Raw genomic sequence first — 13,422 nt, 5'->3', positions numbered from 1 at the left:
CACGTCCGACTCGCGCCCGTCGCGCGAGTCGGACGGGAACACAGGTGTAAGATGGAACCTGTACGAACGTGCGTCGGCTGTCGCACGCGTGCTCCCCGCGCCGCTCTTCTCAGAGTGGTGTCCCAAGACGACATCCTCATCATCGATGAGCGAAGCGTCCTGCCAGGGCGAGGCGCGTGGGTGCATCCGACACCGGAATGCATGGATGCCGCTCTGCGGCGCCGAGCTTTCGGCCGAGCACTTCGCGCATCCGGCAATCTGGATACGCGGATCATCGAACAATACCCACCAAGAAACAAAGGCTGAACGGCTATGGAAACAAAGTGAACGGCTCGAAATGAGACCCGTCCGCGACTAGTGGTCTGCCCTGTCTGGGTGGACCGACCCCAGACAGGAGAATTGTGGCTGGTAAACCACGCGTACACGAGATCGCCGCCGAACTCGGCGTCGACAGCAAGATCGCACTTGCAAAGCTCAAGGAACTCGGAGAGTTCGTCAAAAGCCCCTCTTCGACCATCGAACCGCCGGTGGCGCGCAAGCTTCGCGCTGCCATCGAGTCGGACGCCTCGCTGAAGGCATCCGCTGACACGGCTCCCGCTGCGGCCAAGCCCGGTGCCGCCAAGCCCGGTGCGGCCAAGACCGGTGCTGCGACGCCCGGTGCTGCAACGTCCGGTGCTGCAACGCCCGGTGCCGCGAAGTCCGGTGCCGCCAAGACGGGTGGACCGACTCCCGGGCCCAAGCCCGGACCCAAGCCGGCCCCCGCGCCGGAAGAGCCCGTTGCCGCTCCGGCTCCTGAGGCTCCCGCCCCGGCCGCAGAGGCTCCGGCCGAGCCTGCTGCTTCGGCCGAGGGTACGTCCGGATCCGCTGCGCCCAAGTCGAACGACGGCGGCGCACCGAAGCCCGGCGCACCGCGTCCGGGCAACAACCCGTTCTCGTCGGCGCAGGGCATGGGCCAGCGTCCGGCAGGTCCTCGTCCCGGCAACAACCCCTTCGCCTCGGCGCAGGGAATGGGCCAGCGGCCGAGCCCGACTCCCGGCAACATCCCGCGTCCGCAGGCTCCGCGCCCCGGTGCCCCGCGTCCCGGTGCGCCTCGTCCCGGTTCTCCCCGTCCCGGCGCTCCGCGCGGCGGTCAGGGTGGTCGTCCCGGTGGTGCACCGTTCCAGCAGCGTCCCGGCGGCCCCGGTCGTCCCGGCGGTGCCGGTGGACCCGGTGCCGGTCCCGGTGCTCGTCCCGGCGGTGGCTTCGCAGGTCGCCCCGGTGGTGGCGGCGGTCGCGGCCGTGGTCCTGGTGGAGGTACCGCAGGTGCCTTCGGCAAGGGCGGCGGCAAGAGCAAGCAGCGCAAGTCGCGGCGGGCGAAGCGGCAGGAGTTCGAGATGCGGAGCGCCCCGGTCGTCGGTGGCGTCAACGTCACCCGCGGCAACGGGGAGATCATCCGCATGCGCCGTGGTGCGTCGATCGCGGACTTCGCCGACAAGATCGAGACGCTGACCGGCTACACGGTTCAGCCCGGAACCCTCGTGACGATCCTCTTCAACCTCGGCGAGATGGCCACGGCCACCGAGTCGCTGGATGAGGCGACGTTCGAGGTGCTCGGCGAGGAGCTCGGATACAAGATCCAGATGGTCTCGCCTGAGGACGAGGACAAGGAGCTCCTCGAGGGCTTCGGTCTCGACCTCGAGGCCGAGCTGGAGGCGGAGAGCGAGGACGACCTCGAGATCCGTCCTCCCGTCGTCACCGTCATGGGTCACGTCGATCACGGTAAGACCCGCCTGCTCGACGCCATCCGCCAGACCAACGTCATCGAGGGTGAAGCCGGCGGCATCACGCAGCACATCGGTGCGTACCAGGTGTGGACGGAGCACGAGGGCATCGAGCGTGCCATCACCTTCATCGACACCCCGGGTCACGAGGCGTTCACCGCCATGCGTGCTCGTGGAGCGCAGGTCACCGACCTCGCGATCCTCGTGGTCGCAGCCGACGACGGCATCATGCCCCAGACGGTCGAGGCGCTGAACCACGCCCAGGCGGCGAACGTGCCGATCGTGGTCGCGGTGAACAAGGTTGACAAGCCCGACGCCAACCCGGCCAAGGTCCGTCAGCAGCTCACCGAGTACGGTCTGGTCGCAGAGGAGTATGGCGGAGACGTCATGTTCGTCGACGTCTCGGCTCGGGCGAACACCGGAATCCAGGAACTCCTGGACGCTGTGCTGCTCACCGCCGACGCGGGTCTCGACCTCACGGCCAACCCGAACAAGGCCGCTCGCGGTGTCGCCATCGAGGCGAAGCTCGACAAGGGCCGCGGATCCATCGCCACGGTGCTGATCCAGTCCGGAACACTTCGGATCGGTGACGCGATCGTCGCAGGAACGGCTTACGGCCGTGTGCGTGCGATGGCAGACGAGAACGGCGAGCAGGTCCTTGAGGCCTACCCGTCGCGTCCGGTGCAGGTGCAGGGTCTGAACTCGGTGCCGCGTGCAGGCGATGTCTTCATCGTCACCGAAGAAGACCGCATGGCCCGTCAGATCGCTGAGAAGCGTGAAGCAGTCGAGCGCAACGCCCAGCTGGCCAAGGCCCGCAAGCGCATCTCGCTCGAGGACTTCACCCGTGCTCTCGAAGAGGGCAAGGTCGAGTCGCTCAACCTCATCATCAAGGGTGACGTCTCCGGTGCCGTCGAGGCACTCGAGGAGTCGCTGCTCAAGATCGAGGTCGACGATTCGGTGCAGCTCCGCATCATCCACCGCGGTGTCGGTGCGATCACGGAGTCCGACGTCAACCTCGCGACGATCGACAACGCGATCATCGTGGGCTTCAACGTCCGCCCCGACACGAAGGCGCGCGAGCGCGCTCAGCGTGAAGGTGTGGACATCCGGTTCTACTCGGTGATCTACAACGCGATCGACGAGGTCGAGAGCTCGCTCAAGGGCATGCTCAAGCCGGAGTACGAAGAGGTCCAGTCGGGTGTCGCCGAGATCCGCGAGGTGTTCCGCTCCTCGAAGTTCGGCAACATCGCCGGTGTCATCGTGCGATCGGGAACGATCACGCGAAACGCCAAGGCTCGCGTCATCCGCGACGGTGTGGTCATCGCAGATGGCCTGGCCATCGAGTCGCTGCGTCGCTTCAAGGACGACGTCACCGAGGTGCGTACGGACTACGAAGCCGGTATCGGCCTCGGCAAGTTCAACGACATCCAGATCGGTGACGAGATCGAGACGACGGAACTGATCGAGAAGCCTCGCGGCTGATCGAGTTCGATATCTTCGGGCGAGGGTGCGTGATGCATCCTCGCCCGAAGAGTACGTAGAGGGAGAGAACAATGGCTGGTGAACGACAGGCCCGTCTGGCTGATCGGATTCGAGTGATCCTTGCGGAGCGCCTCGAGAAGGGGTTGCGAGACCCGCGCCTCGGCTTCGTCACGATCACGGATGTCCGTGTCACGGGTGACCTGCAGCACGCCTCGGTGTTCTACACGGTGCTCGGTACCGAAGAGGAGCGACTCTCCAGCGGGGAGGCTCTGACCTCCGCCACTGGCATGCTGCGCAGCGAGGTCGGTAAGCAGCTCAGCACGCGCCTCGTGCCGACGCTCGAGTTCATCCCCGATGCGCTGCCGGAGAACGCCGATCACATCTCGGCCCTCCTCCGTGAAGCGCAGCAGCGCGACGCCGAAGTGGCGAAGCTCGCATCGTCCGCGTCGCACGCGGGCGACGCAGATCCGTACCTCCGCGACGAAGACGACGACACGAAGTCCTGAATATCGGCGCCCTCTTCGGGGCGTCGGAGTGTCTTGATAACCTCAGCTCAACGGGTGATCGCCCGCGGGGACTGGGGGGTTCGGCATCGTTTTTTCGCGCGCGCACGGGGCGGCCTCGGTCGCACCCGCGGTCGTCGAGGCGATCCTCGACGACCTTCTCGAGCATGATCTGAGCTGCGCGCCGCATGTCGCGGCGCGACTCGCGTTCGAGCTGTCGGAGGATTCGCAGACGATCCTGGCGGTCGCGGCACGACTCGACGCTGCTCAGCGGCACGGTCTCAGGGCGCTCCCGTCGCCGCTGCCGATGGTGCCATCCGTCGAGGCGCTGTTCGCTCAGCTGAAGCTCGACGATCGCGACCGTGAGATCCTCGTCGCCGTGTCTCTGCGGCTCGACGACAGGCTCGACCCGCTGGTGGATTTCGCGGGACGGTCCGCCGCAGAACTCGTCGGCGGACCGCTCGGAGCGCTTCTCGAGATCCACGCGGGCCGAGTCCGGCTCGCCGACCCCCGGTTGGCGATCTGGTTGCGTGCGACGACGGCGTCTTCGTCGGCCGCCGCGGTGCACTCGAGACTGCACCGACTCTTCGACGCGCGCGGCGAGCGGGTCGATGCCGACTGGCACGGCGCTCGAGCGGCGATGCACGGCGAACCGGCGACCGCGGGGGAGCTGACGCGCATCGCCAGGGAGCATTCGGAGGCGGGACTGAGCGAGCGGGCCTTCCACCTCGCGGCAGAAGCAGCCGCGCACTCGAGCGGGATCGAACGGGATGAGGCCACTCTCGTCGCCGGTGTCGCGGCCATCGCCGCGGGCTACGCGGTCGACGCGGCGAGGCGACTGGGGAGTCTGTTTCCCGGCGGTGACGAGCTCTATCGCCTGCAGGGTCTCGGCGGGTTGCTCGTCGCCGAGGCGCATCTCCGTGGGGCCGTGCCTGAGGTCGACACGAGCGTCATCCAGCCGCGCGTCGATGACGCCGACCAGTGGTATTCGTGGGCCCGGGCCTCGGCGTTCGCGGCGATGCTGTGCGCCGAACGGGGCGACCGCCGGGGGATGCGTCCGTGGCTCGAGGCTCTCAGAAAGGCGAGCGCGCGCGTCGGGGCCGATCGAGAACTCCGCGACCCGGTCGTCGCGCTCGCATGGCTGGTGATCGGCGACGGCGACGGAGACGACGTGAGCGGCGCAGGCCCGCTCACCGGAAGCTTGTTCCGCGCCCTGCGAGCGGCAGTCGACGGAGACGTCGACAGGGGCCTCAGCCTGCTCGCCGCGGGCGATTCGCCGGTCGGGGTCGAGGTCGACCCGTTCGTCGCGGGCTTCGAGCTCAGTCCACTGGTCGCGGCGTATCGAGCGGTCGTCGAAGTCCTGCTCCTGATGTGGCGGGGAGACATCGGCGCTGCGCGCGACCGGATGCTGCATGCCGCGCTCGAGCTGCCCGTCGCTGTGCCGTTCGCCGGACTCGGCGTCGTCGTCGCTCGACGGCTCGACCTGGCGGTTCTCGGTCACCTCGGGCCGTTCGCCAAGGCTCTCACTGCCGCACTTCCCGCGCCTCCGCGCATCGATCAGCTCGTGGATCGAGGCATCGAGGCGTTCCTGGCGGGCAACTCGGCCGAGGCTGCGGCATGCATGCGGCTCTGGCGCGACCGCGGCGCTCCGCAGCCGACGCTGTCTGTTCCCGGACTCGAGGAGGCGATCGTCGTCACGCATGGTGCATCGTGGCGTCCGCATCGGATCGAGCCGCCCGAGATCGGTCTCGCCCAGCGACTGCGGGTGCAGATCACCAGCTGTTCGGATGACGAATGGCGTGTCGAGCGTCCGCTCGTCGTCGCAGCGGCACGCACTCTGACCTCGCCGTTCTCGCGCGGGCGAGTCGAGGCGATGATCGGCACCAGATCGCTGATCAAGGGTGACATCGCCATCGGCAGAGAGCACCTGGCGATGGCGCGGAACCTCCTGGAGGTCTCCGGCGCGACCGCCTGGGCGAGGGCGGTCGCCGTGCGTCTGGAGCGGGTGGAGGTCACCGACGGCGCAGCGACCGAAGATCCGCTCTCATCGTGCCGCCGAGTCTGGGCATCGATGCTCACCGCTCGAGAGCTGGAGGTCGCGATGCTGGTGGCCGGTGGTGCTCCAAACCGCGACATCGCCGACTCGCTCCACGTGTCGGTGCGCACGGTCGAGGTTCATCTGGGCAGGGTCTTCGCGAAGCTCGAGGTCAGGACCCGCGTCGAGCTGACGGTGCTGGCCCATCGCATCGGGCAGTTCGTCTGACCGTCGGAGTCAGCGGGGGAGCGACAGCATCTCGCCATCGGCCTCGGCGAGGCCGTCGGCGATGAGGGAGTCGATCGCACGGTCGCGCTGAAGAGGATCCGGCCACTCGGCGAGCACGGAGTCGATCAGGACCGCGTCAGGTGCAGCGGCTCGCAGGATCCGCAGCACGGCGCCTCTCGCCTGACGGTCAGAGCCCTCGAAGGTCGCTTGGCGCCTCCGGGTGTCACCGGTGTCCGGCCGCCCTGCAGCCACCCACGCGCACACGCCGACCAAGGGACAGATCTCGCAGCGCGGCGACCGCGCCGTGCAGATGGTGGCGCCCAGCTCCATCGCCGCGGCGTTGAACACGGCGGATTCGGCGACATCCGCGGGGAGCAGCGAATCCATGAGCTCGAGATCGCGGCGCGAGGGCGGGCCCGGCTGCGCCTGGCCGAGGATCGCGCGTGCCATCACGCGACGAGTGTTGGTGTCGACGACGGGGTGTCGGTCGCCGTATGCGAAGACGGCCACAGCTCTGGCCGTGTAGTCGCCGATTCCCGAGAGCTTCAGCAGCGCATCCACGTCTTTGGGCACGACGCCCCCGTGTCGCTCCGTGATCTCGACGGCAGCGCGGTGCAGCCACAGGGCGCGGCGGGGATAGCCGAGATTGGCCCACTGCTGGAGCACATCGGAGGTCGAGGCGGCAGCCATCGCCGCGGGGGTGGGCCACCTGTCGAGCCACGCCTCGAGGTGCGGTATCACCCGGTTGACCGGTGTCTGCTGCAGCATGAACTCGCTGACCAGCGTGCCCCAGGCGCCGAAGTCCTCATGGAATCGAGGGCGCCTCCACGGCAGATCTCGTGCTGCGCCCCGATACCAGTCCGCAAGAGGCAGAGACACCGCGGAGGCGGGAAGCGATGTCGAGGGCACCTCGACAGCCTAGGCGAACCGGGATACTGGCGGGAGTCGAGGGCAGGTGGCGGCGCGAGCGAGGCGGAACGTGCGGTGGAGCATTCAGACGCATCGTAGGCTTGAGAGATGGTCTCGCCCGGCATCCTTCTCGTCGACAAACCAGCTGGACTGACCAGCCACGACGTCGTCGCACGCACCAGGCGTGCGCTCGGCACCCGCAAGGTCGGGCATGCGGGAACCCTCGACCCCATGGCCACCGGTCTGCTCGTGATCGGGGTCGAAGGCGCGACGCGACTGCTCACGTACATCGTGGGAGCCGACAAGACCTACGAGGCCACGATCCGACTCGGGCAGACGACCGGCACGGACGACGCCGACGGTGAGATCCTGACGCGGGCCTCTGCCGAGTCATGGGATTCGGTGACCCCCGAGCGAGTGTCCGCCGGGATCAGGGAGCTCACCGGTGCGATCTCCCAGGTGCCGAGCTCGGTGTCGGCTATCAAGGTCGATGGACGCCGCGCATACGACCGCGTGCGCGCGGGGGAGGAGGTCGTGCTGGCCGCCCGCGACGTCACGGTCTCGCGCTTCGATCTCATCGCCGAGCGCTCCGGCGACGGGTTCCTGGATCTCGACGTCGTCGTCGACTGCTCCTCCGGCACCTACATCCGCTCGCTCGCTCGAGACCTGGGCACAGCGCTCGGAGTCGGCGGGCACCTGACGGCGCTGCGGCGCTCACGCGTGGGGGACTTCGACGTCACGGATGCCGTGGCGGTCGACGATGTCGTGGAGACGGCGCTGCTCACCCCGGCCGCCGCGGCCGCCAGGGTCCTCGACCCGCTGTCGGTGTCGGCCGAGGAAGCGAGAGATCTTCGTCACGGCAAGAGGCTCATGGGACAGGCCGATCGGCTGACCGGCTCTCTGGCGGCCGCGATCGACGAGGAGGGCGTCCTCGTCGGCGTCGTCGAGAGACGCGGTGCTGACCTCAAGAGCGCCATGAACATGCCGGAGGCACCCAGATGATCCTCTGGTTGACCATCGCTCAGGTGGCGGTCGCGACCGCGGCGGGGCTGTTCTGCGTCGTCCTCGGTCTGGCCGGCCGGCGTCCGAGCGACTACACCGTCGGCGCGCTCGCCCTGGTCGAGCTGCTCCTCGTCGTCCAGGTCGTGGCCGCAATCGCGGCACCGTTGACCGGAAACCCTCCGACGGGCGACCTGCTCGAGTACTGGGTCTATCTCGTCTCCGCTGTGCTGCTGCCCATCGGCGCGGTGCTGTGGGCGCTGATGGAGAGGAGTCGCTGGAGCACAGTGATCCTCGGTGTGGCCGCTCTCGCCGTGGCGATCATGGTGTGGCGCATGCACGTCATCTGGACCGTTCAGGTGGCCTGAGCCGGTCGGGAGCGCATCCGCCTCTTCCCGCCCGGATCTAGAATGGAGGACGCTATGAGCACCACCGTTCCCACCTCCCGCATGACCGGCATCGGCCGTGTCCTCGTGATCGTCTATGCCGTGATGGCGCTGGCGGCCACCGGCCGAAGCTTCGTGCAGATCTTCCGACAGTTCGACGAGGCGCCTCTCGCGTACTCCCTCTCGGCCCTCGCGGCTGTCGTGTACATCCTCGCCACGTTGGCGCTCGTTCTCGCGAGCCGACGCGGCTGGTACGCGGTGGCGTGGGTGGCGATCGTCTTCGAGCTCGCCGGAGTCCTGGTGGTCGGCGCTCTGAGCATCTTCTTCCCCGACCTGTTCCCGCACGACACGGTCTGGTCGATGTTCGGGCGAGGCTACCTGTTCATCCCGCTGGTGCTGCCGATCTTCGGCATCTGGTGGCTGCGCACGCACAGGCCGACGCGAGAGACTCGATCTGTTCTCCACGCCGAGGCCAGCGCATGATCGTCTTCCGTGACCCGAGCGAAGTGCCGGACGGCTTCGGCCCCTCCGCCGTGGCCATCGGAAAGTTCGACGGCGTGCACGCCGGTCACCGCGCGGTGATCCGGCGTCTGAAGGAGATCGCGGCGCAGTCGGGAGTCCGCGCCGTCGCCGTCACCTTCGACCGCAACCCACTCGCGGTGCTTCGACCGGATCGCTGCCCCGAGAACGTGGTCACGGTCGAGCGCAAGCTGGAGCTGCTGGGAGAACTCGGGCTCGACGCCACACTGCTTCTGACGTTCGACGAAGAACTCGCGGCGCGCAGCGCCGAAGACTTCGTGGCCAGCATCCTGACCGGTGCACTGCATGTGTCCACCGTCCTCGTCGGCAGGGACTTCCGGTTCGGTCGAGGCGGGGCAGGAGACCCCGAGCTCCTCAGAGAACTCGGGCCGAGGTACGGATTCACGGTCGAGGTCGTCGACGACGTGTTCCTCGACGGATCCGACCGTCGCGTCTCGTCCACGTGGATCCGTGAACTGCTGATGGCCGGCGATGTCACCGCGGCCGCCCGCGTGCTCGACCGCAACGTCGACGTGCGCGGCGAGGTGGTGCACGGACTCAAACGCGGACGCGAACTCGGTTTTCCCACCGCGAATCTCTCGGCTTCGGTCGATTCGTTCGTCCCCGCCGACGGGGTGTACGCCGGATGGCTCGTCGATCACGAGACGGGGTTCAGGCATCGGGCAGCCATCTCGGTGGGTACCAACCCCACCTTCGACGACGTTCTCGAGCGGCAGGTCGAGGCGCACGTGATCGGCGAGACCGATCTCGATCTGTACGGTCACGACGTGACCGTCGAGTTCGTCGAGCGTCTGCGCGGCATGGTCGCGTTCGAGGGGATCGAGAAGCTGAAGGCGCAGATGGCCGCCGACGTGACGGATGCCGAGAGCGTGCTGTCGCGCAGCTCCAGCTGAACTCCGGTCGAACTCTGCGTGTCCTGATCTGCGTCGCTCAGGTCGCATGGCATAGAATGGGCCTCGGTGGTCCTTGATCCTCGCGCGTCATTCGCTCGTAGACGATCACCGGAAATACTGTTCGTACGGTCCTGGCTCACGCCACACGCGGACACCGAGAACGGCCGACGCATCCCACGGATGCTCCGGCCTTCACGCTCAGGAGGAGCATGCCGACCACGGCAACCGCCGCAACACGGCGCAAGAAGACGTCTCGTCGCGACGATGAGGCACCCCTCATCCCGATCCTCGCCCGCAAGGTGCGTGAGATCGAGGCGAAGTCGCAGCGGGGAAAACTCGGACCCACGAACCGGGTCAAGTTCCAGGTCATCGCGTTCCTGGTGCGTGAAGAGCGCGCACGAGTCAAGGCCGATCCTGAGATCGCGGATGCCGCCCGCGCCGAGCTGCTCAAGCGGCTCGACGGCGTGGCGACGATCCTTGCGAAGACGGCAGCGCGCGACACTTCGCTGATCCAGCTTCTCGAGGCCGATCAGGCGACCTCGCCTGTTGCGAAGCGCATGCGACGCGACTGGCTGCTCGAGTCGGGAGCGGAACTCGCTCCCGAAGAGCTCATCATCGCGGACGTCGCTCCCGTGCAGACGCCGATGGTGTCCGCGGGGATCCCCGAGCGTCAGGTCACACCGCCCTCCGTCGAGGCGCGCCAGCTGGCGAATCCGTTCCTCGCCCCCGATCTCACCCCGCGCGCCGCCACGACTCCGCGTCGACGCCTGGACGGCTGGGAGCTCATGGGCCCCCTGTACAAGGCGTTCGAGACCGGAGCCGGGGGAGGAGCCGCGAGCATGGACCTGCCGCCGGCCCCCGAGTACGACCACCTCTCTCCCAAGGGCCTCGAGGTCATGGTGCACCAGTCGCGCTTCCTCGAAGCGGTGCGCGAAGGACACAGGAGCTTCCTGCTCGCTGACGAACCGGGCCTCGGCAAGACCGCGCAGTCGGTGCTGGCCGCATCCGTCGCCGGCGCCTACCCGCTGCTCGTCGTCGTGCCCAACGTCGTGAAGATGAACTGGGCGCGAGAGGTCGAGCGGTGGACCCCGCAGCGCAGGGCGACCGTGATCCAGGGCGACGGCACCGACATCGACGCGTTCGCCGACGTGTTCATCGTGAACTACGAGATCCTCGACCGTCACATGTCGTGGCTCGCCTCGATCGGTCTTCGCGGCATGGTCGTCGACGAGGCGCACTTCATCAAGAACCTCAGCTCGCAGCGTTCGCAGAACGTGCTGTCGCTGGCGAACCGCGTGCGCGAGCGCACTCCGGGTGGCAAGCCCCTGATGCTCGCGCTCACAGGCACACCGCTCATCAACGACGTCGAGGACTTCGACGCGATCTGGCGCTTCCTCGGCTGGACCACAGGCGAGAAGCCGGGCCCGGAGCTGATGGAGAAGCTCGACGCGACCGGCTTCACCCCCGCCGACAAGGCGTTCTACCCGGAGGCCCGCGAAGCGGTGATCTCGATGGGGATCGTCCGGCGCAAGAAGAAGGACGTCGCAGCCGATCTGCCCGACAAGCTCATCGCGGACCTCCCGGTGCAGCTGGATGACGAGTTCGGCCGCGGCATCCGTCAGGCCGAGCGCGAGCTGGGCGAGCGGCTCGCCGCCCGCTACCGGCGGATCATCGAGGCGCGAGGGGATCGCGGACTCGCACCGGGCGAGATCGACCAGGACATCGTGCGCCTGGTCGCTCAGAACGAGCTCGAGGAGTCGAAGGCCGCAGGCACCGGCGGAGACAACGTCTTCACCATGGTGCGCCGCATCGGACAGGCGAAGGCGCATCTGGCGGCCGACTATGCGGCCCAGCTCCAGCGCTCCGTGGGCAAGGTCGTGTTCTTCGCGAAGCACATCGACGTGATGGATCAGGCCGAGGCGCACTTCGCCTCCGCCGGCATCCGGTCGGTCTCGATCCGCGGCGACCAGACCTCGACCGTCCGTCAGCAGGCGATCGACGACTTCAACAGCGACCCCGCCGTGGGTATCGCGGTGTGCTCGTTGACCGCTGCCGGTGTCGGTCTGAACCTGCAGGCGGCGTCGAACGTGGTCTTGGCGGAGCTGTCGTGGACCGCGGCCGAGCAGACGCAGGCGATCGACCGGGTGCACCGCATCGGTCAGGACGAGCCGGTGACCGCCTGGCGGATCATCGCGGCGCACACCATCGACGCGAAGATCGCAGAGCTCATCGATCAGAAGCAGGGTCTCGCAGCCCGTGCGCTCGACGGTGAAGCACTCGACGAGGCTGCCGCCGAGCCCGTGCAGCTGGGCGCCCTCATGCATCTGCTCCGGGAGGCGCTCGGAGCCGTGTGACACACGCTTGATTCCACGGAGATCGGCGTTAAGAACTTCGGTTCTTGACGCCGATTTCTGGTGTTCGGTGACATGTTCGCTCATTTCTCGCTGATCGTCTCGAATCGTCGGCAAGATCCCCGGTTTTCATCGTCTCGAATGGCGCCCGGTCGGCTCGGAGCGCTAGTGTCGATCGCAGGCATCGTCGCCTGTTCCCCCTTCCCCTGAACCGTCTGAGGCAAGCATGAAGATCGGCATTCTGACGAGCGGTGGCGACTGCCCCGGACTCAACGCGGTCATCCGCGGCATCGTGCTCAAGGGCACCACCACCTACGACCTCGAGTTCGTCGGCATCCGTGACGGCTGGCGCGGCGTGGTCGACGGCGACTTCTTCCCCCTCACCCGACACGAGGTGAAGGGTCTGTCGAAGGTCGGCGGCACGATTCTGGGCACCAGTCGCACGAATCCCTACGAGGGTGAGCGCGGTGGCGCCGAGAACATCGCCAAGACGCTGTACGGGCACAAGATCGACGGCATCATCGCGATCGGCGGCGAGGGCACTCTCGCGGCAGCCGACCGCCTCGCCAAGGACGGCATCAACGTCATCGGTGTGCCGAAGACGATCGACAACGACCTTCGCGCCACGGACTACTCGTTCGGTTTCGACACGGCCGTCAACATCGCCACGGACGCGATGGACCGCCTGCGCACCACGGGAGACTCGCACCAGCGCTGCATGGTCGCGGAGGTCATGGGTCGTCACGTCGGCTGGATCGCTCTGCACGCGGGCATGGCGGCGGGCGCGCACGCCATCTGCATCCCCGAGGTGCCGATGTCCATCGACGACATCACCGCCCTCGTCTCCAGCGCACATGACCGTGGTCGTGCACCGCTCGTGGTCGTCTCCGAGGGGTTCAAGCTGCTCGGCATGGACGAGGCATACAGCGACAAGGGCCTCGATGCCTTCAACCGCCCTCGTCTCGGCGGCATCGGCGATCAGCTGGCTCCCGCGATCGAGCGCATCACGGGCATCGAGACCCGCGCGACGATCCTCGGACACATCCAGCGAGGCGGATCACCGTCTGCGTTCGACCGTGTGCTCGCGACCCGCCTCGGACTCCACGCGGCCGACGCGATCGTCGAGAAGGCATGGGGCCAGATGGTCGCGATGCAGGGCACCGACATCGTCCGCGTCCCGTTCGCAGAGGCACTGGGCGAGCTGAACACGGTTCCCCGAAGCCGCTACGACGAGGCTGCAGCGCTCTTCGGCTGAGACCGAAGCCTGTTCCCCGTCACTCCGCACGGGTGTGGAGGTGAGAACAGGGCTACCGACGCGAATCAGGAGGATTCCGAC

The 13,422-nt window shown here is 67.7% G+C and carries 11 protein-coding genes; 10 read left to right on the top strand and 1 reads right to left on the bottom strand.

Features of this window, described 5'->3' with window-relative positions; all coding sequences use genetic code 11:
* Positions 1–51: 51 nt before the first annotated feature.
* The 4 genes from OPU70_RS04120 (at position 52) to OPU70_RS04105 (ending at position 6,008) form a co-directional block, all read left to right on the top strand.
* Positions 52–306, top strand: a complete 255-nt coding sequence (locus tag OPU70_RS04120) for a YlxR family protein (RefSeq protein ID WP_079112655.1) — start codon at positions 52–54, stop codon at positions 304–306.
* A 95-nt stretch (positions 307–401) separates the two neighbouring features.
* Positions 402–3,242 carry a translation initiation factor IF-2 gene (gene infB / locus OPU70_RS04115; protein ID WP_498557194.1) on the top strand — a complete coding sequence of 947 codons (2,841 nt, stop codon included), beginning with the start codon at positions 402–404 and terminating at the stop codon, positions 3,240–3,242.
* Positions 3,243–3,313: 71 nt separating this feature from the next.
* A complete protein-coding gene (gene rbfA, locus OPU70_RS04110) occupies positions 3,314–3,748 on the top strand; it encodes a 30S ribosome-binding factor RbfA (RefSeq protein ID WP_042541822.1) in 435 nt (144 codons plus the stop codon).
* A gap of 304 nt (positions 3,749–4,052) precedes the next feature.
* Entirely contained in the window at positions 4,053–6,008 is a 1,956-nt protein-coding gene (locus OPU70_RS04105; protein WP_082041166.1) for a helix-turn-helix domain-containing protein, read from the top strand.
* A gap of 9 nt (positions 6,009–6,017) precedes the next feature.
* Here OPU70_RS04105 and OPU70_RS04100 read toward each other — a convergent pair whose 3' ends face one another.
* Positions 6,018–6,917, bottom strand: a complete 900-nt coding sequence (locus OPU70_RS04100; RefSeq protein WP_269430353.1) for an iron-sulfur binding domain-containing protein — start codon at positions 6,915–6,917, stop codon at positions 6,018–6,020.
* 108 nt (positions 6,918–7,025) lie between these two features.
* On the opposite strand from OPU70_RS04100, the gene truB reads away from it, so the two are divergent.
* The 6 genes from truB to OPU70_RS04070 all read left to right on the top strand — a co-directional run bounded on the left by truB (position 7,026) and on the right by OPU70_RS04070 (position 13,341).
* Positions 7,026–7,919, top strand: coding sequence for a tRNA pseudouridine(55) synthase TruB (truB, locus tag OPU70_RS04095; protein WP_042541819.1), 894 nt, complete (start codon positions 7,026–7,028; stop codon positions 7,917–7,919).
* Positions 7,916–8,284, top strand: a complete 369-nt coding sequence (locus OPU70_RS04090; RefSeq protein WP_042541818.1) for a hypothetical protein — start codon at positions 7,916–7,918, stop codon at positions 8,282–8,284. Before truB ends, OPU70_RS04090 begins: the two co-directional genes overlap by 4 nt.
* A gap of 54 nt (positions 8,285–8,338) precedes the next feature.
* A complete protein-coding gene (locus OPU70_RS04085) occupies positions 8,339–8,785 on the top strand; it encodes a hypothetical protein (protein ID WP_235558963.1) in 447 nt (148 codons plus the stop codon).
* Complete coding sequence (locus tag OPU70_RS04080) at positions 8,782–9,735, top strand: bifunctional riboflavin kinase/FAD synthetase (protein ID WP_042541816.1); 954 nt, start codon at positions 8,782–8,784, stop codon at positions 9,733–9,735. Before OPU70_RS04085 ends, OPU70_RS04080 begins: the two co-directional genes overlap by 4 nt.
* A 209-nt stretch (positions 9,736–9,944) precedes the next feature.
* Positions 9,945–12,089 (top strand): DEAD/DEAH box helicase, encoded by a 2,145-nt coding sequence (locus OPU70_RS04075; protein ID WP_042541815.1) that lies wholly within the window; start codon positions 9,945–9,947, stop codon positions 12,087–12,089.
* A 223-nt stretch (positions 12,090–12,312) separates the two neighbouring features.
* A complete protein-coding gene (locus tag OPU70_RS04070; RefSeq protein WP_042541814.1) occupies positions 12,313–13,341 on the top strand; it encodes an ATP-dependent 6-phosphofructokinase in 1,029 nt (342 codons plus the stop codon).
* Positions 13,342–13,422 lie beyond the last annotated feature (81 nt).

The sequence above is a fragment of the Microbacterium sp. SWDP-B6 genome (genome assembly GCF_059803615.1).
The sequence above is the reverse complement of the archived record's forward strand: the minus strand, read 5'-3'. Positions and strand labels throughout refer to the sequence as shown.

Coding starts and splice junctions, on each gene's coding strand:
- OPU70_RS04075 (WP_042541815.1), top strand. CDS start 9,945: ATGCCGACCACGGCAACCGCCGCAACACGGCGCAAGAAGACGTCTCGT.
- OPU70_RS04090 (WP_042541818.1), top strand. CDS start 7,916: ATGATCCTCTGGTTGACCATCGCTCAGGTGGCGGTCGCGACCGCGGCG.
- truB (WP_042541819.1), top strand. CDS start 7,026: ATGGTCTCGCCCGGCATCCTTCTCGTCGACAAACCAGCTGGACTGACC.
- OPU70_RS04085 (WP_235558963.1), top strand. CDS start 8,339: ATGAGCACCACCGTTCCCACCTCCCGCATGACCGGCATCGGCCGTGTC.
- OPU70_RS04105 (WP_082041166.1), top strand. CDS start 4,053: ATGGTGCCATCCGTCGAGGCGCTGTTCGCTCAGCTGAAGCTCGACGAT.
- rbfA (WP_042541822.1), top strand. CDS start 3,314: ATGGCTGGTGAACGACAGGCCCGTCTGGCTGATCGGATTCGAGTGATC.
- OPU70_RS04080 (WP_042541816.1), top strand. CDS start 8,782: ATGATCGTCTTCCGTGACCCGAGCGAAGTGCCGGACGGCTTCGGCCCC.
- OPU70_RS04120 (WP_079112655.1), top strand. CDS start 52: ATGGAACCTGTACGAACGTGCGTCGGCTGTCGCACGCGTGCTCCCCGC.
- OPU70_RS04070 (WP_042541814.1), top strand. CDS start 12,313: ATGAAGATCGGCATTCTGACGAGCGGTGGCGACTGCCCCGGACTCAAC.